At 63.3% G+C, this 21,028-nt stretch carries 19 protein-coding genes; all 19 read right to left on the bottom strand.

Annotated elements, in window-relative coordinates:
* Positions 1–202: 202 nt before the first annotated feature.
* The 19 genes from LDB29_RS10775 to LDB29_RS10685 all read right to left on the bottom strand — a co-directional run bounded on the left by LDB29_RS10775 (position 203) and on the right by LDB29_RS10685 (position 21,013).
* Positions 203–3,889 carry a hypothetical protein gene (locus tag LDB29_RS10775; protein WP_257554152.1) on the bottom strand — a complete coding sequence of 1,229 codons (3,687 nt, stop codon included), beginning with the start codon at positions 3,887–3,889 and terminating at the stop codon, positions 203–205.
* A complete protein-coding gene (locus LDB29_RS10770) occupies positions 3,886–7,830 on the bottom strand; it encodes a hypothetical protein (RefSeq protein WP_257554151.1) in 3,945 nt (1,314 codons plus the stop codon). The genes LDB29_RS10775 and LDB29_RS10770 overlap by 4 nt, the downstream gene beginning before the upstream one ends.
* 59 nt (positions 7,831–7,889) lie before the next feature.
* A complete protein-coding gene (locus LDB29_RS10765) occupies positions 7,890–8,303 on the bottom strand; it encodes a hypothetical protein (RefSeq protein ID WP_257554149.1) in 414 nt (137 codons plus the stop codon).
* 8 nt (positions 8,304–8,311) lie between these two features.
* Complete coding sequence (locus LDB29_RS10760) at positions 8,312–8,740, bottom strand: hypothetical protein (RefSeq protein ID WP_257554147.1); 429 nt, start codon at positions 8,738–8,740, stop codon at positions 8,312–8,314.
* Positions 8,741–8,844: 104 nt separating this feature from the next.
* Positions 8,845–9,288 carry a hypothetical protein gene (locus tag LDB29_RS10755; RefSeq protein ID WP_257554145.1) on the bottom strand — a complete coding sequence of 148 codons (444 nt, stop codon included), beginning with the start codon at positions 9,286–9,288 and terminating at the stop codon, positions 8,845–8,847.
* Positions 9,289–9,355: 67 nt separating this feature from the next.
* The gene (locus LDB29_RS10750; RefSeq protein ID WP_257554143.1) at positions 9,356–9,553 is read right to left on the bottom strand and encodes a hypothetical protein; all 198 of its coding nucleotides are present in this window, start codon (positions 9,551–9,553) and stop codon (positions 9,356–9,358) included.
* Between the two features lie 14 nt (positions 9,554–9,567).
* Positions 9,568–9,969: a hypothetical protein gene (locus LDB29_RS10745; protein ID WP_257554141.1), complete on the bottom strand. Its 402-nt coding sequence runs from the start codon at positions 9,967–9,969 to the stop codon at positions 9,568–9,570.
* Positions 9,966–10,493: an HK97 gp10 family phage protein gene (locus LDB29_RS10740; protein ID WP_257554140.1), complete on the bottom strand. Its 528-nt coding sequence runs from the start codon at positions 10,491–10,493 to the stop codon at positions 9,966–9,968. The genes LDB29_RS10745 and LDB29_RS10740 overlap by 4 nt, the downstream gene beginning before the upstream one ends.
* On the bottom strand, positions 10,493–10,840 hold the full coding sequence (locus LDB29_RS10735) for a phage head closure protein (protein ID WP_257554138.1): 348 nt from the start codon (positions 10,838–10,840) through the stop codon (positions 10,493–10,495). Before LDB29_RS10735 ends, LDB29_RS10740 begins: the two co-directional genes overlap by 1 nt.
* A complete protein-coding gene (locus LDB29_RS10730) occupies positions 10,840–11,409 on the bottom strand; it encodes a hypothetical protein (RefSeq protein WP_257554137.1) in 570 nt (189 codons plus the stop codon). The genes LDB29_RS10735 and LDB29_RS10730 overlap by 1 nt, the downstream gene beginning before the upstream one ends.
* On the bottom strand, positions 11,409–11,651 hold the full coding sequence (locus LDB29_RS10725) for a hypothetical protein (RefSeq protein ID WP_257554136.1): 243 nt from the start codon (positions 11,649–11,651) through the stop codon (positions 11,409–11,411). Before LDB29_RS10725 ends, LDB29_RS10730 begins: the two co-directional genes overlap by 1 nt.
* Before the next feature lie 53 nt (positions 11,652–11,704).
* Positions 11,705–13,000: a phage major capsid protein gene (locus tag LDB29_RS10720; RefSeq protein ID WP_257554135.1), complete on the bottom strand. Its 1,296-nt coding sequence runs from the start codon at positions 12,998–13,000 to the stop codon at positions 11,705–11,707.
* A 21-nt stretch (positions 13,001–13,021) separates the two neighbouring features.
* Positions 13,022–13,684 carry an HK97 family phage prohead protease gene (locus tag LDB29_RS10715; protein WP_257554134.1) on the bottom strand — a complete coding sequence of 221 codons (663 nt, stop codon included), beginning with the start codon at positions 13,682–13,684 and terminating at the stop codon, positions 13,022–13,024.
* Between the two features lie 8 nt (positions 13,685–13,692).
* Complete coding sequence (locus LDB29_RS10710) at positions 13,693–14,928, bottom strand: phage portal protein (protein ID WP_257554133.1); 1,236 nt, start codon at positions 14,926–14,928, stop codon at positions 13,693–13,695.
* Positions 14,925–16,712, bottom strand: a complete 1,788-nt coding sequence (locus LDB29_RS10705) for a terminase large subunit (RefSeq protein ID WP_257554132.1) — start codon at positions 16,710–16,712, stop codon at positions 14,925–14,927. Before LDB29_RS10705 ends, LDB29_RS10710 begins: the two co-directional genes overlap by 4 nt.
* Positions 16,713–16,716: 4 nt before the next feature.
* Positions 16,717–17,187: a hypothetical protein gene (locus LDB29_RS10700; RefSeq protein WP_257554131.1), complete on the bottom strand. Its 471-nt coding sequence runs from the start codon at positions 17,185–17,187 to the stop codon at positions 16,717–16,719.
* 50 nt (positions 17,188–17,237) lie between these two features.
* Complete coding sequence (locus tag LDB29_RS10695) at positions 17,238–17,576, bottom strand: HNH endonuclease signature motif containing protein (protein ID WP_257554129.1); 339 nt, start codon at positions 17,574–17,576, stop codon at positions 17,238–17,240.
* A 163-nt stretch (positions 17,577–17,739) separates the two neighbouring features.
* A complete protein-coding gene (locus tag LDB29_RS10690) occupies positions 17,740–18,198 on the bottom strand; it encodes a hypothetical protein (protein WP_257554127.1) in 459 nt (152 codons plus the stop codon).
* Between the two features lie 460 nt (positions 18,199–18,658).
* Positions 18,659–21,013, bottom strand: a complete 2,355-nt coding sequence (locus LDB29_RS10685) for a phage/plasmid primase, P4 family (RefSeq protein WP_373886342.1) — start codon at positions 21,011–21,013, stop codon at positions 18,659–18,661.
* Positions 21,014–21,028 lie beyond the last annotated feature (15 nt).

Here is a 21,028-nt window from a genome sequence, read left to right as displayed (position 1 = left end):
TCCGCCCGAGAATTTCTATCCTCATCAGCTCTCCTGAAATGCCGAGCTTAGGTTGAGAGGAGCTGTAGTAAAGAGACGGGCCACGCCGCGCCCCCACTGTTCACCGCCCGATTTCTAGGCGACGGGTACAGTGCGATCGGCAGATTGGGCGCCGTTGATGATGCCTTCGGTGCGGTGCTCGATTAGAAGGAGCAGCGGGTGGTCATGCAGCTATGAAGGTGATGCCCGCAAGTGACGTGAAGGCTGTGTTGCCGTTGCGCATGACGACCTCGCCGCTGTCGGTGACATCGATCCGGCACGATCCACCGCCCGACCATGGGCCGAACATCAATGTTCCGCTGGGGCGATAGCCTTCTAGGAGCGTGAATAAGACAACATCGACCGAAGGGCTGCCCCCCGGCGCCTGAATGAGCCCTTCGATCACCACCAGCCCTTCGGCCGTCTTATAGTAGCGCGCGCCCACATAGCCGCCGCCATAGTTGATCCATGGAGAGGTGAGCGTAGGCAGCTGCACCGTCGGGACTCCAGGTAGCGTCGGGATGTCGGCCAGCCACGGCTTCCCCGGCACCCATCGGCGCGTCTCATGATCGAAGACGAGGACGTCCCGGCCAACCGTTCCAGCAGAAAGATCGACGTCCTTGATATCGGCCATTCCCAGCGCCGGCGCGGCCCGGAACAGCGGAACGTAGCTGTCCCGCATCACTTGGGTGTAGGCCCAGACGAACACCGGATCGACACCCCATTCGTAGGCGGCCGCCATCGCATTGGTTATGCGGCGCCACAAAGCGCCGGACGGGTCGGCATTCAGGGCGAAGCCGGCAAAATAATGCTGCTTCGATCGCGGATATCCCAATGTCTTTTCGATCCGGTCGCGACCGGTGGCCGACAGGTCCGGCCGGTTGTCGATCACGAAGTCATAATCCTCGACCTGCAGAATATCGAGTGCAGGATAGGCGAGCGCAGGCGGCATGTTGACGCGGTGCGCCTCGGGCGTGCTCTCTCCAAGCATTTGGGGCAGATAGAGCAGCGCGTAGCTGGTCATTGCCGGATGATCGCCGCGTACGGCGTCGATAAGGTCGAGAATGCTGGCCGCCAGTTTTTCACCCAGCCAGTCTAGATAGACCAGCTGCGCCGACGATATGGCGGCCGACATGTCCGTGATGATCGGAGCGGTGAGGCCCGTTTCAGTCGTGTAGAGCGCCGTTGTGTCGGGGTCGTAGAAGAAGGGCGTCCGAACGCCAGCGAAATTGATCCAATACCAAGGTTCGCCCACCTGGAAATGGATGTCCAACCCAGCGTCGGCGGCGATGCCGCAGAACTGGCGCGCCACCTTCTGAAGATAGCCCATCGCCGTCGTGTTGCAGGGCGACAGCAGAGCCGATGGCGGGCTCCACCCGGTCAGGGCAGGGTTACCTACGCTGTCTAGCTGCCGCCATGAGGTGGGGCAGAAGCTGTTCAACAGCTCATAGCTCAGCGAGACGATCAGCGACATACCAGCGTCCCCCAGGGCCGCGGCGAGCGCTTCGTGCCACACGCGGCAGGGGGTGTTCAGCGGGTTCGTTGCATCTTGCGCGATGTAGCGCGACGCCCCCGCATCCCATGCCCATTGGAAGTAATGGGACATGCCGACATAGTGATTGAACTCGCCTTCATAGCCCAGCAGGCGGCAGTTACGCACGATCCGATCCGGAACGATATTGTACGTGTCGTCATACCCGTTGGTCATGCGGACGCGATGCTCGCCGCCCGGCCCTAGGCCGCAGACAAGCGCGGAGTTTGAACCCGTAACCGTAATATTGGAGAGTATCATGGCCCCCTCGATCGGCGGGGACAGCTTGGTCGTTGACCCATCGAGGTAGTTGCCGGGAGACATGGAGATGAACATCCGGTCGACGTCGCCGGCAAATACATCATCGCTGCCGTCATATCCTGCTGGCAGGTTATTGAAATCGAGGACACAATGGCCGCTCACACCATCGCCGCCGGTCCGACAGTGATAGAGCATAACGTAGGCCGTCATGGCAGAACCGCTAGCATCGCGTCCTTCGATCGTGAGGGTGGGGCCGCCGATTTCGTCAATCGGCCGAATGTCGCCGATCAGTGCGTAGTCGAAGGCCAGCGTGCAGTTCCGATAATCCTTGTCCGTGTCATAGCGGGTGGTTGCGTGATCGAGCTTATCCGCCGATTCCCATATGAGCCCCGCCAGATGCCCGCGCTCGAAGAATACGGCGTCCATCTTGATGCTGGCCGGCCCGCCTGTGACGGCGGCCATCATCGTGTTCGGAAAATTGCAGGTCCAGAAGATCGGATCGAATCGGGGACGAACCTCGGTGCCCATCCGACCCGACACCGCAGCGAGATCGAAGCGCGCATTTTCGATAACATCCTGAGTGACGTCGGCATTATCCGCAGGCTTGGACCCGATAGGATCGGCGACATCTTCCCACGCGGTGCCGGCGACCCTGACCGGCACCGTCCAGTCGGTCTTCTGCTCGCCTGCCAGAAACTGCGCTTGCGTCGACCAGCGATAGACGCCGGCCGATATATCCGTCGGCACGACAGACCAGCCGAGAGGAACCTCGCCGCTGTTCGGTGCCGGCGTCGGTGGCGCGACTGGCGCCGACTGATAGACGGTGACCAGAATGGGATCGGTGAGCGGTGCGAGCGGCTGAGCTTTGCTCAGTCCCTCGATCGACAGCGAAAGGGTGCTGACATTCTCCCCTACCTCTACCGAGAAATCCTTGAAGAAGCCGTAGATGCTGAGCGCCTCCACGCCCTCTGCCCCGATCCACAGGCAGGGCCGGCCGCGCACGGTCGCAATGCGATCGAAGACCAGATCGACAGCATCGGTGCGAAGCAACGCCCGCGCTTCCATGCGTTTTGCCCAGGCGCGTTCGACCACGGCCGCATCGCCGAATTCATCCGTTTCCTTGCGGCTGAAATCGTTAATGCCCGCGCTGGGCGACGCCCCAGTCACGCCAAGCCCAACCAAGCTGCCCATCAAGAGCGTGCCGACCGAAACCGAGCCCGCGCCGCTCACGGTGATGGTGATGGCGGCAGCGGTCGCTGGAAGATCGAGGAACATGGCCGCCCCTGACACACCGGCGGGCACGATGGTGCGATCATAGCCCGGCGCCTGCACTCGAACGGTGGCAGCGGTCACATCTAGCAGCGCCAGTGAGTCGACAGGCTGCGCCGGGTCCAGTGTGACGACGATGCTGCCCGCCGCCTCGGTGAGCGTGCCCAGGGCCTCATCGAACATCGCCCAGCGGTTCGTCGGACCGATGTCCATCCATTGAGTGCTGTCCGCCGCAGGCTCGTGGCCGAGGTTGCCGACAACGACACTTTCCCACTGGCGATTCGCATGAATGACGCGGGCCCCGAAGGGATAGGTGGTGCCAATGGTCCAGGCCGGCTGATCGTCTTCAGCTATGCTGCTGGCTGTCAGCACGCTATCGTCGATCGTCGCAGGCTGAAGTAGCCGCAGGGTCGAACTATTCCCGTCCGTTGCCGGATCGCCTCCAGGGTCAGCGCCCGCTTCCGTCTCGGTCAATCCTTCCACGGTGAGCGTGCAAAAGCTGACGGGCGGAACCGCAAGATCGATAGCGAAGTCTTTGTAGAAGCCGTCGAAAGCCAGGCTCGCAAACCGCTCGTCCGCGACCCATTTCACGGCTCGAGCCCGCAGGTCAGCAAGCGTTCGCTGCAGGGCATCGACCTCATCAAACGTCACCTTCGCCCGCACGGACATGCGCCGCGCGAAGCCGCGCCGAACGACCGTGGTCACGCCGAAGTCGTCGGTCTCCCGTCGGCTGTAATCTACGATGCCGATTGTGGGCTGGGCCTCGGTCGTGCCGAGCTCGATCTCATCGCCGTCGATAATCACCTTCATGCGGCAGCCCCCACGACGCTGATCGCCTCGCCGCCGCTCGCCGCCGTCACATCGTTCAGCTTCCGTTTGATGGCCCCGGTGTTACTGGCGTTCGCGGCATGCCCTGCATTATTGTCCGCTCGCATCTGGGCTACTTCCTCCCGCAAAGCCCGCAGCTCGACCGCCATATTGTCGTTCGTTGCGGTGGGGGTGGCCGCCTGCGCCGTCGCGGCGGACTCCAGCGTCGCAGCAGACGTGCTGCCGGACCCAGTTGAGGCAGCCACGCCACCCAACGCCATGATGATGGCGTTCGTCTGCTCCAGGCTGGCGGCCGTCTGCGCTTTCACGCGATCCAGCTCCTGCTTGCTGGTGGCGGACAGTGACGCGGCATTGAGCAGCGCCTGTGACAGGCTGACCAGCTTCCCTGCCGCATCCTGATCGCCGTTCCGCGCGGCCGTGGTGGCGGCATTGAACTCGCCCAGCAGCGTCGCGAAGCCGCCTGCGCCGCTGCCGTCGGTGATCCCACGAATGCGCTTCACCTCATCCATGATGCCGTCGCCGACCGAAACCCAAGCCTGCCGCAGCTGATCAGCGGCATCCGCCGCTTCCTTCGCGTCCTGAAGGGCCCAGATCCGGTTCTGGATTTCCCTGTTGCTCGCATCGAGGTTGGCGAGGTCGAGGGCGCGCAGGGCCGCCGTGTCACCTTTCAGCTCCAGCAGCCGCCGCTGGAGATCTTGCCGCTCGCTGGCGATGTCTGCGGCGCTCTTCGCCCCATTCATGACCGCCTGAAGATCCGCGAACGCAGGCGCGAGCTGGAGCAGCGTCGCATAGGTCGCTTGCCCGGCGGCCGTGGTCAGGTCCTGCGCATCGACCAGCGAGCGGAATGCTGCCAGCGTCGTGGGCATCGTCAGGCCCAGGCTGGCGAACACATCGGCGAACTGCGCCGTGCGGGCGGCCGCCTGCTCTTCCTTCGTGTAGAAGCTCTCGAAGTAGGAACCGACGGCGTTGGTGAAGTCGCTCACGCTGTCGAATTGACCGGACAGCGCCATCTTCATATCGACCGTCAGACCCGACGCCGAGGTGCCCAGCATGTCGAGCGAGGTGGTGACCGCGTCCACAGTTGAGGCGACCCGCACCAGCGTCTCGAACATGCCTTCGCCGACCTGTTGGAAGCGTTCGAGGCCGGGGAAGGCTGTCGTGGCCATCTTGTCGGCCGCCGCGCCGAAAACTGCGTTCAGCTTTTCCTCTATTTCCTCGCCGGTCAGGCCCTTCAGGTTGATCTTGCCCAGATCAACCACGAATCCATTGAGACGGTTCTGAATATCCCTGGTCGCCTGACTCAGCGGCCCAGCAGCAGCAACGATCGCATCATTGAACTGGCGCAGGATGAGCGTGAACTGATTTTCAAGAGCGGCGTCGGCCTCAGTATATTTCGTTGAATACTTGGTCGAATAGCTGATGCCGAACGCCTTTTTCTTCTTCTTGATGTCCGTGTAATAGGACGCGTCGAAGCCGCCGCTGAGAATATCGTCCAGCGATTGCGCGCGCCCATAGAGGCCGGTGCCTTCGATCGTCGTCTTGGTGCCAAAGAGCGAACCGACGACGCCACCGATCGCGCCCAGAATGCTGCCGAGGATGGGGATCTTCGTCAGGATGCCGCCGCCGGTGATGAGCCCCGACAGCACCTTGCCGGTGGTATCCATCTTGAAGCCGGTGTTCACGCCGTCGGAGGCATTGATGCTGTCGGCCTGACGGACCAAGAGCGTGGCAAAGCCGCCGATCTGGCTTTCGATCGACCGAAGCGATGCTGCCATTTCCCGCGTATAGACGCTGGTGACGGTATCCACCTCTTTCAGCGCGTCGATGGCACGCTTGATGCTCTCTGATTTGGCGGAGGAATCGCCCAGCACTGTGCCCGTGCCGGTATTGGTCGGTGGGGGCTTTGACGATCCACCGCCACCAAAGCCGAGCGACGCCATCACGCCCAGCATCGCGGCAACGGCAGGGAACGCCCATGGGCCCAGCTCCGCGAACATGCGCGCAGCACCGCCAGCAACGTCCACAGCAGTGCGGGCAAGCTGGATGATCGTCAGCGCCTTTTCCGCCGCTGCCATCGCCTTGTAGCCCTTGCTATGCTCGTTGAAGAGGCCCTTCGCGGCGCCCGTGAGGGCGATCATGCCGGAGAGCTGATTGGACGCTTCCTGCTTGCGCAGCTCGCCCAGCCGCTTGGCATCTGCACCGCCGAGGAGGCGCTCCTCATCAATCTCGGCCTGCCGCTTTCCATATTCATCGAGAATGGTGATCATGTCGCCAATTGCGCCACCGACCGAACCGAAGGCGTTGCGCATTCTCGCCGCGAGCGCATCGACGCGATCAGAGACCTTGTCCAGGTCGGCCATGAAGGCATCTAAGGCGATGCGAGCGTTCTCAACGCCGGCATCCTTCAGCTTGTCCGCATCATCCCGCGCGGCAATGTCCTGCTGGCCCCAGGTCAGCTGTCCTTTGCCCCAATCCTGCTGCCGCTGAACCATTTCCTGAACCAGGCGATAGACGTTCCCCTGAGCGGTGGCGATAGCATCGGCCATAGCTTCCGCAACACCATCATCCGCGAGCCCGTCTTTAATACCCTTGGCGGCGGCTTTGCCGACCTTCTTGCCATCCTCCTCGGCGCGCGCCTTGGCGCGGGCGATTGCGCTTTCCCTGATGAGACCCACGCCCTCGCTGATAAAATCCCGCGTCACCGTGTCGGTGATGGAGTTCAGCAGCGCCTTGCCAGCCTTCGCGCCCGCACCGGCATATGCGTTCTCCACCTCCTTGATCTTGGGCGCGCTGATCGTGGGGATCTGGAGCGCCGCAGGAAGGATCAAGTTGACGGTCTGCGAGAAGGAGTTGATTGCTCCGACACCCTTCTCCACCAGCCAGTTGATGGCCTTGATGGCGATGTTCACGGATGAGTAGAAGGCATCACCAATGCCGGCGGGAAGCGTATTGAACGCGGCCAGCAAATTGCGGGCAGGCAGGGTGGCAACCCCGATCATCCAGTTCACCGCCCATTTCGTGGCGTTCACGACCTGCTTCCAGACCTCCTCCGCAGTGGTGCCGAAGAAGGTGAACGCGGGCGTCAGCTGGCCGCTGAGGTAGGCCTTAGCCGCGTCCCAAGCCCCAAGGGCGGTATCCTGCCAGGTGACCGTGACGCTGCTGTTCTTGTTGATTTCGCTGGTCATGAAGCCGATCGCGGCAGACGCCACCCCAATGGCGGCGGCCGTTGCGAGGATCGCCGGGTTTGCCAGCAGGAGTGCACCTGTCGCCGCGACCGTCTGCTTCGCCATGCCGCCAAGGCCGACGCCGGCCTGCTGACCAACCTGCATGATCTGCGAGCCCTGCTGGATGATGGCCATCATGACCATCTTCAGCGGCTCCGAGCTTTGCGCGGCCATCGCGAACTGAACGCCGAGATCGTTGAACTGCGGGATCAGCTGGGCGACCACACCACGCGAGCGGTTTCCCGTAACGGCGAAGTTAGATGAGGACATTTCCAGCCTGTCCATTTCTGCACTCGCCGCCCGCAGCCGCGAGGCCAGTTCGGTCAGCCCCCGACTGTCCGCTTCGGCCGCGCGCATCTCGGCGCGCATCTGCCGAAGCTCCGCCGCGCTTTTCCCGAATGTTTCGATCTGCCGCTCGATCTGCCGCACCATCGCTTCGCCGGCGCGTTCGGCGCGGTTCGTGTCCCGCGCGACATTGGCAAGTTCGCGCGATGCCGCCGCGCCGAACGTCGTGACCTGAGCAGTCGCACCGCCCAGGTTCACGACGCCCTTGGTCGCGGCTTCCATCTTCTGAAACTCACGCACGGCATTGGCGGAGGCGGTGCCAATCAGGTCGTCCAGCGAATTAAGCTGACCGAAGCTATCGGAAAAATCGATCGCAAAGCCGACCTCCAGCGTCGGAACAGCACTGTCAGACAAGGGTCGCCTCCACGGAAAAGGGGCATTGAGGCCCCCGAATATGTGAACGTCTCTGATGTTCAGCCGAGGACCATCCGCAGCCGCTCTACCTCCAGCTGCTTCTCACGCTCGCTGACGCCATTGCGGAAGGGTGGCGGGCAATTTTCGCTCTCGGCGCGCCGACTCTCCGCCAGATATTCGACCGATAGCTTGCGGATCAGCCGGGCCTCCCACCTGGGCAGGTGAATACCCATGACTGATTGCCATGCGCCAATGGACTGCCAGCTGATCGGCGCGGCCCCCATGCCAGCGGCTTCGGTCAGCCCTATTTCCACCAGGCGGTCTATGATGTGCGGGGCAGGGTTCGGCGGCATCGCCGGGGCAACCCGATCCCGCTTCAGCTGGTCAATTCTGCTGAGCGGCGGCGGCTGATTTTTCGCCTCCGCCCGCTTGCTGCCCGCAGGGGGCTTCGGCGTGGCATTGAGCCACGCCATCTGCCGGATTAGGAGGGTGAGCTGCTGGTCGAGTCGGGCGTAAAATTTCCCCAGTCCTTCAGCGCCTTCTGGATCTGCTGAGCAATGAAGCCGAGCTTCTTATCGGCATAGAGCGCGCGGAACAGTTCCTTGCCCTGCTTGCCCGACGCTGGCGGGTAGGTGAGATTTTCGAACGCCACGGTCAGCGACGCCAGATCTTCAGCCACTTCGGCGGCGCGCTGGTCGGCAGGCGCCACAGTCAGCTTGCCATCATTCTCGGCGGACCGCTTCACGGTGCGGTTGATCTGGCGGTCCTCAACCTCTGCGAAGGCAGCGGAGCCGGGACCATAGATGACGATGCGGACGGGCTTGCCATCGGAATAGAGGAACGCGCCGTCGAGGCCCTTGATATGGATGGCGGCGGTCTCAGCGGCCGCCTGAGAGGTGATGTCGAACATGATATTTCCTTTCGCGGGAAGGTTGCACCAGCTCGCCCCGCCACCCGCGATGTGCGGGGCGAGCTGATGCGCAGTAACCGGCTACATGCCGGAAGCTGGTGGGATCAGGCGGACTTAACCACCTTCTTGCTGAACTCGATCGTCGGGTTCGCCATGATGATGCTGTCGGCATTGCCGACGGTTTCGGGATAGCCGAAGGCCCGGCCCTGCGACCAACGCTTTTCACCGGACGGGTAGGTGATCTCGAAGGAATAGAGGGCGTTGTTGTCCGGCGCGGCGGCGGTGCGCAGCAGCGTCTGCCCGGCATCATCCTCGTCATGCGCGATCGATGGCGAGAGCGAGCCGTAGTCGGTCGATCCCTTGTGCTTTTCCTTGGGACCATTGAGCGGCTGAAACTCGACCTTGTTGGTGGTCGCGCCGATTGCGCCCAGCTGCTCAACACCGCCGATCGTCGTGAAAGTCAGTGCGTCATAGCCGGTTTCGTCTTCAGTGGCGGGAGCGGCTGACGAGATGCCGATCGTCGTGCCCGCGGCTGTCGTTGAGCCCATATTGTTTCTCCTGTGTGGCAAGCCGGATCACCCCGGCGGGGAACGTCCGCGCGGGCGGACGATTTCGTCAGGCGGCCGGCTTTGCCGCCGCGTCGCTGGCCTTCTTGTCCTCGGCCGTCGGCTTGCGGACCAGGCCCGCTGCCTCGTAATTGGCGAACGACCCTTCGTTGATCGACGCCACCGTGCCGGCGGCAAAGGTTTCCTCGGTGCCCGCGTCGCGGAACCCCTTGATGATGAAGGCGCTCACCTTCTTCGGATCACTCATGATACTGCTCCTGCTCAATCTTCCGCGTCCCAACTGACGCGGAAATCCTGTGTCTGCTCAAAGCTGTTGCCGGGGCCATTCAGACTGGGGCCAAGGCCTGCGGTCAGGATCGAGACGCGCAAAGCGCCGCCAATGTCGCCGGTCCGCCCAGCGCAACAGGCGCGAATGCGACCGATCGCGGCCTTGCGATCCCGGACGCTGAGCGCGCGCACCGTGACGGCGACGCGATCGGATCGGCGGACGAACTGCCCACGCTTGAGCGGCTGCCGATCGACCGAGCTAACGGTGCGCACCAGCAGGGCAGTCAGCTCCACGCCGTCAGGCAGGCGATCTTCCTTGATCCGGTCCGCTGGGGCGATTTCGAGGACGGCCGCGTCGGCCAGCAGCAGCGCACCGATGATGTCCCCGCCGGTCATGCCTCGTCCCCTTCATCATTGCCGGTGACGCCCGCCTTCGTGATGCGCGTCGAGATATATTGCTGGGCCGCTGCCACCGCCTCCGCCTCTTTGATGTCGAGAGCGGGGCGGAGAAACGGATGCGGACTCGCGCCGGGATGGAAGACGGTCCCAGTGACGAAGGCGCCGTTGATCTTCAGCGCCTCATGATCCCCGATCTGCTCATTGACCTTGCGGACGCTGAGCCCGCTGCGCTGGCTGTCCGCCACAGCGACGAAGTGGGGATCGGTGCCATATTCCAGCCAGGGCGCGATATAAGCGCCGCGCCCCTTCACCTGCACCTTGCCGATGATGCGCCCGTCGTCCGCCGCCGTAGCGACCTTGATAGCCGATCGAACCTCTTCCGAGATTACGGTGGCCTTCGCCTCTTTGGCAATCACGTTGGCGCCGGAGCGCGCCGCACCGCGCAGCACCTTGTTTTTCAGCTGCTCCGGCAGTGAGGCGAGGAAGCTGCCGACCTCCGCACGACCCCGGATGGTCGCCATCAGGCCGGGTTTCCTGCGGGTCGATATTCCTCGACCATAAACTCCAACGCTTCGCGGCGCCCCAGCTCGGCAGGGCCGGAAATGATCTGCATGACGCGCTCGCCCATGACGAACCGCATGTCGGCCGTGATGCCGGTGCGAAAGCGTATCCGCACCCGCGCGGGTCGCGCCGCCATGTTGATGCCTTCACCCAGCTTCTCCGCGCGACTGGGGAGCGCATCCTGCACATTCGCCCAGACGGTGGCGACCGGCTCCCAGTTTCCGGAGCCAGCGCCATCAAAGCTGTCGTCGGGTACCGGACGCTCTATGCGGATGCGGCGGTCCAACGTGCCGGGATCAAGCGTCATCAGGAATAGACCCGATAGGGCTGAAGCAGGGCCTCGGCCGTAGCCGCCATCGGGATGGCAGTGGCGGTGATGTTCATGTCAGACGCCGTCGTGCGGAATCGATAGAGATCCGCGACCATCATCAGGATTGCCGCTTTGATGGGTACCGGAACCTCTTCATACCCGGTCAAGTACGTCACGCGCCCAGCTTCACGGCGACCTGATCCGCCCACCCAAGGCCAGACCGTTCCAGCGGGGATCAGCTCGTTGCCCAGCAGCTCGAATTCGTCATTGCTGGCGGTCTGCTCGACGCCTGCGGCATCCAAGTATTTGACATTTACCAGCTCGCTGACAGGCCCATATGGCAGCAGGACGGCGTCGTGCCCGAGCAGGGAAAAACGCGCCTGCAAGGTTTGCCGACCGAGCGCGATGCCGAGCCAGCCTTTCGGCGCGTCCAGGTGAGCGGTGACCGAAGCGATCAGACTTTCGACATACGGCTTCTGCTCGGCGTCGCCATCGAGGCGCAGGTGAGCGTCCGCCTCTTCCCAAGTTACGACAGGCTCTGGCCCCTCGACGACGACGACGCGCATCAGTCTTCCTTCTTCGCGGCCGACTTGTTTGCCGGAGCGTTGCCTTCGGCTTTGTTCTTGACCGGCGGCTCCGCCTTCTTGGCCGTCGGATCGACCAGCACCGTGCCGACCAGGTGCTTGACCACCGCCGGGTCAGCGAGGCGCTTCTCGCCCGCAACGAAGTCATGCTGCACCACACCGTCATCGGTGATCTTGTCGCCGCGATGTTCGCGGGCGACCTCATATTCAACCAGTTCGGCCATGATAGCCTCCAAGCTGTTGGGGAAAGGAGGCGGGTTTTCGCCCGCCGTCCAGGTTAGGCAACCTCGCCGAAGTCGCCGTAGATCAGCGCGCCGGGGCGCTTGTTGGCGAGGGCGAGGCGCTCCTCACACCGCATGGTGTAGAGGTTCTTTTCGAAGTCGTCGGCGTTTTCGGACGCGATGACGACCTCGGGAGCCATGCGATCGTAAAGGGTCTGGAGCTTGAAGCCGCCCGCCAGGAACTTGTCGATCGTCATGGCCGGGGTGGCAACCACCGGCTTGCCCCACATGCGCGGGCCGCCGAGCTGAAGCGGGTCGGCCCACACGTAGCGGCCCTGACCATCCTTCTGCAGTTCGATGCCGGCCCAGTCGGCGGGGTTCAGCACGATGCCGTCCGACGGGTAGAGCGCCAATTCGGCCTGCAACAGCGCAAGGCGCAGCGTGTCGATCCGGGTCGCATCGGCGACCACGATGGGCGCGAGGTACGCGGTGGCGGCGGGAATGAGGCCGGTCAGATGCTGGCCGGTGCCATCGCCGCTGAGCAGTTCCGCTTCCTCGGCAAGGCCGAGGCCGTAGCGCATTTCGCTTTCGACCTCGCCCTGAAGCTGCACGGCATCGTCCAACGCCTGCCGCGTCAGCTTGGCCAGGTGCGCGATGACACGGACCGGGGCGTTGACCTGTTCCCAGACATAGGCGCTGGTCGGCTTGGTCGCGCCTTCCGCCACGACAGCGGCATTGTTGGTGCGGGTGGTCTGGCGGGCATAGTCGACCGAGCCGCTGGAGGTGCGCACCACGTTCAAAAGGTTACGCACGGTCAGGCGGCGCTGCGGCAACGACACAACATCATTGTCGCGGCCGCTCCATGCGGTGCCGGCCTGGGCGGCGGTGATGGCCTTCACGTCCATTTCGGTCGCCTTCAGCTCGATGCGCAGGTTGCCGTGCGCGCCGCTGCCGACATAGCTCTTGTAACGGTCGGACTCGACCACCTGTTCACCGTAGGACTTGACCTGCTCGCCGTCCGCGCCGGGGCGGCGTGCCATCTTCTGCTCGATCTGCGACAGCTGTTCCTTCAGCGTGTTCAGCTCCAGCAGCGACTTGTCGGCGGTGGCCTTGGTTTCTTCCGCCAGCTTGCCGGTCCGCTTCGCCTCGGTCAGGGCATCATCGGCAACCTTCTTGATGCCTTCCTGCTTTTCGTCGATCGACTTGCGCAGGTCGTCCGCGAGCTGCTCCGCGCTCTTGGTGTTCGAGGGGTGGCCGGAACCATCACGCAGATAGCGACCGAGACGGCGCTCATTTGCCGTCATGATGCCCAGGGCGCCGCGAGCGGCACCCACAAATAACTGCTTTTTCATTGTCTTCTCCGGTTAGGGGGATCAGGCCTGCATGGCCTTGAGGAACTTCATCACTTCATCGTCGGCCTTCGCCTCGGGCTCCCCCCGAAGGTGCGGCGTAGCCTTGGCCGCGATCGCGGCCGCGAGGCTCTTCGAAAAGCCGCCTGCATCCCGCAGGAACTCTTCGAACTCCCGAACCGTCGGCAGATTGCCGGCGGCGAGGATCTGCTTCACGCTCTCCACCCGCGCGCGGTCGTTCGCGGCGAAGGTCACCACGGAAACTTCCTTCAGCAGCAGGCGCTTGAGCGACAGGACATTCGGCTTGGTCGCATGAGGCTCCGCGTCGAGAGTGCGATAGCCGATCGACAGACCGTCCAGCGCGCCCATCTTGAGCAGGCCATGGGTTTCCTTCGCCAGCGGCGAAACATCGACGGCAAGGCGGCCCTTGACCCAAAGGCCTTTCGAATCCTCCGCCAGATCCTCCCACACGCCGATCGGGCGCTCGCGATCATGCTGCCAGAGCATCTTGATGGTCTGGCCCTTGCGCTTGGCATCGACCAGCGACTGAGTGAAAGCACCCGGCTCGACAACCTCGCCATAGCTGTCGACATTACCGAAAACCGAGCCGTAGCCCTCGATCGAGCCGTCGTCGGACACAGCCTTGATGTCCAGCGGCACGCCGCTGTTCTTGGTCAACATGGTCATGGCAGTTCCTATTGTGCGGGAGCGGTGGCGTTGATGGTCGACGGCGCGGCCGTCATCGTGATCGGCATGTTCTGCATCTGCATGCGGGGCACGTCTCCGCCCTCAACCGGCGGCAGATTTTCAAGGGCGCGAACCTCATTGATGGTGAACCAGCCATTCTGAAGTCCCGCATTGTAGAAGGCGGACCGCTCAGCGGGCGCTCCGCGCAGAAGCCCGTCCAGGTTGATTTCGATGATGATGCCGTCGACTATGTCCTTCGGCGTGAGGAGTTGCTTGCGCAGAGCTGCCTCAATCCTCTTCAGACGACGGCGTAGAGTGAACATCACGAAGCCGCGCGTCTGCTCGCTGATGCTGCTGCCGAGATGGGTATTGCCGGCGGTATGACCGACCATGTGGGGAGGGACACCCCACATGCGGCAGATTTCCTCAACCGAAAAGCTCCGCGATTCGAGCATCTCCATGTCTTCGGGCGACATGGTGAGCTGCTGCCATTTCAGATCATGGCCGATCACCAGCGGGCGGCCCGCATTTGCCGCACCCTGATATTTCTTTGCGAGCAGCTGCTCGATCTGCTGCGTCTGCTCGCCGTTCAGCTTCGCGCTGGTCTGGTAGACGCCGCTCGGCATCATCGCGTTGCGGAACACACTGCCCGAGGTGCGGTTCAATGCGCGAGCATGGCCGAACGTCTCGGCGCCCGCTGAGAGCGGGGAAATGCCGCCCAGTGGGTCGCCGCCGAATCCACGAATGTGCAGCACATTGTCGCTGGTCTCGCGGCGCGACACGCCGTTCCATGTCCAGCGATATTCCAGCTCGCCATCGTCACGCCGGCGGCAGGAGATAATGCCTGGCGGGATCGGGTCCAGCCCGATGACCTGCCCGCGCGATCCCCGCAGCTTCTCCGCGTAGCCATTGCCGCGCAGCTCCAGGGCGGCGCAGGTATATTCCCAGAAATCGACCGATGTTTGGTCGGCGTTCGGATCATCGTGAAGGATGCGGTAGAGCCAGTGGTCAGTCGCCACGACCCTGCCGCCCTTCTCAGGTCGATACACCATGACCGGCAGCGTCGCGATGGTGCCGGCCACCAGGTTGACGCACGCCCACGCTGTGGAGAGCGCCAGCACTGTGCCGTCGGTGACCGGCTCGCCGGAGCTGTTGCCGCCGACCATCGGCGGGTCCGCGCTGACCCTCGTGCCGAGGCGGATGATCCCACTCAGCCCGTCCACCAGCGTCGAAAGCCAGCTCATGCGAGGCTCTCGATCAGCGCGGAAACACTATCGCCGGAAGCTTCGGGGTTCGCCTCCAGCAGTTTGGTCGCGTTGAAGCCGGCGATGAGCGGGTCGATCTTGGCCTTACCGGCCGATTCCTTCGTAATCAGCACGGCATTCCCTTTCTGCTCTGCCTTCGCGTTGCCGACGCACCAGGCCATCATCCGCGACCCGTCATGGACAAGCATGTTCAGTTTCAGCTTCCGCTCCATCGACCAGACTGCCGAGGACAGGCGGAAACCTTGGCTCACCGCGACCACTTGCGGGTGCACCAGATCAATCTCCGCCAGCGCATCAACCAGCGCGCCCACGCCCTGCGGATCTAGGCCGACGCCGCCCTTCTCCGGCAGCAGGCCGCTTTCCTTCACCTCCGCGATGATCGCGACGATTTCGGTCACGTCCTGCTCAGCCAGATCGGGAGCAGCGTCAGCCTCCTGATCTTCATCCCATTCTTCGAGCGGCGAGCCGCCAGCACGACCGCAGAGGACCAGCGTCCCTTCGGCGATGAAGTCGCGAAGCACCGGCGCTTCCGACTTCCGGCGCTTCAGCACTTCGGGCCATGCCCACGCCTTGAACCAGTAAAGCCACCGCTTACTGCCGCGTTCGCGACCGGCGACGCACAGGCCGAAAAGGTCGTCCAGGCCGCCACCGTCGATGCCGACTACGACCACCTCGGAGCGCCGCAGCAGCTCCTTCAGGGTCAGCGTCCGATCGCCAGCAGCCTCCCAGTTGTTGGCTCCGCGCCACCGATCACGGCGGAGCTTGAGCCCGATTTCGACGTTCAGATATTTGGCGAGGACAACCTGCAAGGTTTCCGTCTCACCATCTTCCTCATCAACTTCCTCTTCACCCGCCGATGCCTTGCGCACCTTCTTCTGAATGAAGTCAGCCGACACCGAACGCCCGATGCTAGGGTTGGTGACATAGAAATTCTCAGGCTTGAGATAGTCCTGCCGCTCCATCATGGCCTCAGGCCACTCGAACAGCATTCCGAAGCTGTGCGGATCGTCTATCAACCCGTCGCGGACATCGCGGAAATATTCGAGCTTTTCCTTGAACACGCCTGCGGGCGGTTCATTGCTATGGGTCGTCAGGTAAACGACAAAGCCTTCTGGCCGCGATGCCAGTCCACCCGTTGCCTCCTCCAGCATGTCGCCCGCGTTCGACCGCTTGCCGAACAACCAAAGCTCATCGACCAGCACGAACCCGGCCTGCGATCCGCCGACTGTATTGGTGTCCGCTGCGATCACCTTCAGCTCGGCACCCGTCACCCGATGCCGGATGATCTTTTCGTGGGTGACGACCTGCAACAGATGCTGAAGGTTCGGATCCGCCCTAACCATGGCGGCCGCCGGCTTGAAGCTGTTCCCCGCGACCTTCTGCGTCGGCGCTATGATGCTCAGCTCCGCCAGCTCGCGCCAGTTCCGGATCAGCGCCGTGAGCATGATGCCCGCCGCGATCGTCGATTTCCCGTTCTTCTTGCTGATGAGCAGCAAGAATTCAGAAATTAGCCGCTGCCCACGCTTGGCGTCATAGGCGCCGAAGATCGCCGCGACGAAGTCAAACACGAAGGGGTCGCAGGCCTCGCCGAATGTGGCCCAGCCCGGCTTGCCATCGGGCCGCGGCACCCCGACCATGCTCAGCGACTTGAACACTTCCAGAGCGGACTCAGCCTCAGACGGGAAGAGCGGCGCGAACGGCACCAGCGAACGGCGCTCCACAATCCGCTGTTCCCAGTCCGGGCAGGCCGTTGTCCACTGCATCAGTTTAGTTCATCTGTCCCGGCGGTGGCGGCGGCTCGTAGAGGCCACGCACCTGCCCGGCGGCTTGGGTTGCCGCTTCCTTCTTCCCCATCTTTTCCGGCTTCGCGGTCGGGGCCGGGGCCATGGCCCGCACCTGGTCGCGCTGCCGCATCTTGTCGAGCTGCTTCAGCAATTCCTTCTCCGCAGCGACATTGCCCTCCGCCGCCTGTGCGTTGAGCCGCGCCAACTGCGTCATCTCCATCCGCAGCTGCGCCGCGTCGCGCTTGGCGACCTCGGAAAAATAATGTTTCCGCAGAGTAGGGACGGAAACCCCGATAGCCGTTGCCGCCTGTTTGACGCTCAGGCCGCGCGCAAACGCCAGAAGCACCTTGTTGGAGCTTTCGAGGCTCCACTCATGTTCAGGCCGCCCACGGCCTTCCTGCCGCGTGACAATCGGATCACCGAACAGATCAGTGCCCGAAAATTCCTGCGCCACGAAAAAAATCTCCGAATGAGAGGGGCGGCGGTAATAGGGCCGCCGGACCCCTAGACTTTCGACCCACCCCCCCATGTCCGACCCTGCGCCCGCGCCGCCCGCGCCGCCGCCGTCTTCTGCTGGTGATGGGTGAAGCAGAGCAGCTCGACGTTGTTGGCGTCGAGGTCCGCGCCGCCATCTTTCCGCTCAACGATGTGGTCGGCAATGATCCGATGCGTCGGCGTCGGGCAGCCGGGCCGCTCGCACCGTGCGCCGCGCTCCCGCTTGATGTCAGCCACCAGCCCGCGCCACTCCGGCGATGAGTAGAACCCTTCGGCCACCTTGGGCGCAGCCTTAACCTTCGCGGGCATCCCGCCGAGGCGGGAACCGAGAGCCTTCAGCTTTCCCATGATCGCGCCTGCAAATGACAACGCCCGGCGAGGCGAGGGCCAAGCCGGGCGTTGTCGAGTTTAGGAGAGGATGCCTTGAACGACCATAGGACCGCCCCGAGCGTAGATAGCTATAGGCAGAAACGGGCGGAGAAGTGGACAAACATAATTATCAGGCCGCAACTTATACCGTTTGACACGCGACAGCCCCGGTCAGTCGGGCGTTTGCAGCCTTCACGACCGCGCGCATCGACCGCTCATATCGCTTGCGGAGGCCGTGCGCACCCAGCTTCAGCCCCATCGGGCGCAGCAGCTTCATCCATGGCACGCGCTTCTCGCCCCGTGCAAGTGCGCCGATGGCCAGGGCGATCAGCCGCCGGTCGTCGGGCTTGGCGGCCAGCACCCACGCGAACGCCTCCTCCATCATGGCGATGTCTTTCCGCGTGGCGGGCAGCGGCTTTAGCGGAATGTCGGAGCTGTTGCCGAGGTAGCCACGGGCATCATAGTCGCCCAACTCGCGTTCGCGGATGATGTCAGGCCAGCTGGCCTTCACCCGCAGCCAGCCCGCTTCCCGGTCTGACAGCCGCCTCATGACCAGCATGGCTTCCACCAGGCGCTCCTCCACATCGGCAAAGCTATACAACCTCCCTTCCTCCCTCTCTTGGGAGGGAGATATGGGAGGATAAATAGTAATAATATCAGTAGTTTGATCGTCGTGTGGGAGCATGGGAGGAATATCCTGATAATTCAGCGCGTGCGTGCGCGCGTGTGTAACGCGCGTGTGCGTGCGCGCCCGTGGGATTTAGTAGAACTCCCTCCCAAACATCCGAAAGCTCCCAAACTCGCGGAAATCTGCGGAAAATGAGGATATGCAATCCTCCCGCAGTTGGGAGAGAGGGAGGGTCAAGGCGGTCGGCTGATCATGGTGGCTGCTCACTTCAGGTCGCGTCATGGGCGAGGGGAGAGGCGCATAAGCACACGCCCTTATTTCCCCACATAAAGTTTCGTCATATTGCCTCCCAAGGCTCCCACGCTCCCAAAATGGCGGAAAACTGCGAAAAACGATGGAAAGCAAACCTCCCAAAACAGGGAGCGTGGGAGGATCATGGCGGCAGATCGTCATCATCGAAACTTACCGGAGGGAGTGCTGAGGGGGGCACGGGGGGCCATACAGGCACCACCTGTGGCGCACCCGCCGGTAGGCCAGCAGAGGGCTTGTCGGGATAGCGCGGCGCGGGCAGATCGCTCTCGACCGGCTTCCCATCGCAAACGAAGTCGATCGGATCGAAGCGGAGGGCGATGTCCTGCCACTTCATCGTGTTCGACTTGTTGATCTTGAAGCTCTTGCGCTCCATTTCCTGCCGGAGCTTCTTTGACGACCAAGGCTTGCCGGTCTGGGGCAGGTTCTCAGACCATGTTTGCCATGCCGCGAAGACCTCGTGCAGCGCTGTGGAGCCGACCGTGTTGCCGGGATCGCGGGCGACGCACATCGTCAGGAACTGGCCCAACAGGTCGTTATCCTCGTGATAGGCCTGGGTGGCCTCGATCATCGCCTCCGGCATCGTCAGGCCTTCGGAAAGATAGGCCAGCGCGCCCCTGATCATCTGATTGAGGATGCCCGACATTTCGGCCCGCAGCTTCGCCTTGAGCAGAGGATCTTGCTGATCCTTGGGAATGATGATGGTCCAAGGCACAACCTGCATGCGCCGACGGATGCCGAAGTCGGTGCCGATGCGCGGCAGATTGTTCGCCATCACGGTGTTGGTGAAGGTGATCAGCAGCTCGAAGGCGGGGCCATACAGCTCGCGCACGCCGCCGATCGGTTCGTCGGAGGTGAGCGACTTCACAAGGCCATCGGAGAATTTGGAATTGTCTTCCGGCTCGTTGGCATAGACCATGCGGCGGCCGGCGAGCGCGGCCAGATGCGGCGACGGACCGCCACCATTCCGCTTGAAGCCGGAATCCATGAACGTCTCGATGCCGGTCGCCCAGGCATAGTCACCAAGGATGTGCGCGTGAGTCTGGACCCACACGCCCTTGCCGTTCGATCCTTCGCCATAGAACAGCGCCATGACCTGGGCGTCGGCAATGCCGAGGGCGTTGTAGCCTGACCATCGCATCAGCCACTCGCGCATGTCATCGGCGGGCTGCACCTGCGCAAGGAAGGCGTTGAACTGGGGGCAGTCGGCCGCCGGATCATAAGTGGCCTTGGCGATCTTCGTGATCTTGTCCTCGCGCCGATGCTCGCGCAGCTCGACGCGCGCCGGCGTATCGCCGTCAGGGCGATGGAAGATCAGCGTGCCGTTCTGGACGTTCAGCGCCAGCGGCTCGGCGTCGAACTCCTCCGGCCGCGCGGAGAGACGAGGGGGCGCGAGCTTGCGCAGGCACTCGATATGACCGCTGCTTTCGGAGGTGCGGCCCCACGCCGCCAGCTTGTCGGAGAACAACACGATGTCGCCGTTGCTCTTGACCTGAAAGATGAAATCATGGCGCTGACCGTCGTGGCGCATCTTTCGAGCGAGGCTGCGCTGTAGATACCACATCGCACTCCGGCGAGCATGGCGCTTTTCCTCCGCCTTCAGGAACTGCTTTTCAGCCCAGCCCGGCTCACGCTCTTCACCGTCATCAGGCTCCGCTTCCTCTTCGACCTTGTCGGCATCCGGGTCGGGCAGATCGCCTTCCTCTGGCGGAAACGGCACGCCGCTGGCTCGAATGAAATCCGCCTCATCCTGTATCAGGCGCATGGTTTCCTGCGCCGCGCGGCCGAACAGGGCATCCGCCATGCTCCGATTCCAGCGGGTCCGGTCCCATGCAATATAGCCGGGCGATGAGGAGCTTTCCGCCCACGCGGCGACGCAGAAGAAATCCTGCCCGTAGCGCGCGAGGAACCGTTCGAGGTTGCCCAGGTCTGTCATGGGGTAGCGGGCGCATTTCAGCGTCAGCTCATGGTCTATATCGTCCCCCAGCCCCTTGCCGGAGCTTATGGCCCTGTCCCCTCCCGCGTGGGAGCGTGGTTCGCCATTATCAGTCGAAGGGGGAGGTGCGGAGGCAGAGGCAGAAGGCCGGGATGATCGATGCGGCCGCGCCGCGCGCTGGCGCGCGCGCGACGCGACGTTGGTTAGATCACGGGGAGTTACCTCCCCGGCGGTCCAGCCGCTGTTGATGGTGGCGTGGAGCTGCTGCTCATCATCATCACCGGGATTGTCGCGGGCGGCCGCCTCGATCGCGGAGCGGGCGAACCGCGGATCGACCGCCGGGAAGGGCGTGGAGTTGACCAGCGTGCCGATGTTGAAGGCGCTTTCGTTCAGCTGGGCATTGCGCGCGCCGGACGCGGCAGACCGGATCAGGCGGCACTCTTCCTCCAGCGCCGAAAGGCCGTATTTGCGGATAGCATCCCGCTCCGCCTGGGTCAGATCGACAGGATGCGGCGCTTCGGCCGAGGTGGACGTTGGCGGCACTGGCTGAGGGCGCTC

Source organism: Sphingobium sp. CFD-2 (assembly GCF_024611135.1).
Taxonomy (GTDB): Bacteria; Pseudomonadota; Alphaproteobacteria; order Sphingomonadales; family Sphingomonadaceae; genus Sphingobium; species Sphingobium fuliginis.
The sequence above is the reverse complement of the archived record's forward strand: the minus strand, read 5'-3'. Positions and strand labels throughout refer to the sequence as shown.

What these genes read in the sequence shown, in the direction of transcription:
- LDB29_RS10775 (WP_257554152.1), bottom strand. Translation starts at nt 3,889, where the DNA reads ATGAAGGTGATTATCGACGGCGATGAGATCGAGCTCGGCACGACCGAG.
- LDB29_RS10750 (WP_257554143.1), bottom strand. Translation starts at nt 9,553, where the DNA reads ATGAGTGATCCGAAGAAGGTGAGCGCCTTCATCATCAAGGGGTTCCGC.
- LDB29_RS10715 (WP_257554134.1), bottom strand. Translation starts at nt 13,684, where the DNA reads ATGACCATGTTGACCAAGAACAGCGGCGTGCCGCTGGACATCAAGGCT.
- LDB29_RS10705 (WP_257554132.1), bottom strand. Translation starts at nt 16,712, where the DNA reads ATGCAGTGGACAACGGCCTGCCCGGACTGGGAACAGCGGATTGTGGAG.
- LDB29_RS10765 (WP_257554149.1), bottom strand. Translation starts at nt 8,303, where the DNA reads ATGGCGTGGCTCAATGCCACGCCGAAGCCCCCTGCGGGCAGCAAGCGG.
- LDB29_RS10725 (WP_257554136.1), bottom strand. Translation starts at nt 11,651, where the DNA reads ATGGCCGAACTGGTTGAATATGAGGTCGCCCGCGAACATCGCGGCGAC.
- LDB29_RS10730 (WP_257554137.1), bottom strand. Translation starts at nt 11,409, where the DNA reads ATGCGCGTCGTCGTCGTCGAGGGGCCAGAGCCTGTCGTAACTTGGGAA.
- LDB29_RS10740 (WP_257554140.1), bottom strand. Translation starts at nt 10,493, where the DNA reads ATGGCGACCATCCGGGGTCGTGCGGAGGTCGGCAGCTTCCTCGCCTCA.
- LDB29_RS10720 (WP_257554135.1), bottom strand. Translation starts at nt 13,000, where the DNA reads ATGAAAAAGCAGTTATTTGTGGGTGCCGCTCGCGGCGCCCTGGGCATC.
- LDB29_RS10745 (WP_257554141.1), bottom strand. Translation starts at nt 9,969, where the DNA reads ATGACCGGCGGGGACATCATCGGTGCGCTGCTGCTGGCCGACGCGGCC.
- LDB29_RS10735 (WP_257554138.1), bottom strand. Translation starts at nt 10,840, where the DNA reads ATGACGCTTGATCCCGGCACGTTGGACCGCCGCATCCGCATAGAGCGT.
- LDB29_RS10710 (WP_257554133.1), bottom strand. Translation starts at nt 14,928, where the DNA reads ATGAGCTGGCTTTCGACGCTGGTGGACGGGCTGAGTGGGATCATCCGC.
- LDB29_RS10755 (WP_257554145.1), bottom strand. Translation starts at nt 9,288, where the DNA reads ATGGGCTCAACGACAGCCGCGGGCACGACGATCGGCATCTCGTCAGCC.
- LDB29_RS10760 (WP_257554147.1), bottom strand. Translation starts at nt 8,740, where the DNA reads ATGTTCGACATCACCTCTCAGGCGGCCGCTGAGACCGCCGCCATCCAT.
- LDB29_RS10695 (WP_257554129.1), bottom strand. Translation starts at nt 17,576, where the DNA reads ATGGGAAAGCTGAAGGCTCTCGGTTCCCGCCTCGGCGGGATGCCCGCG.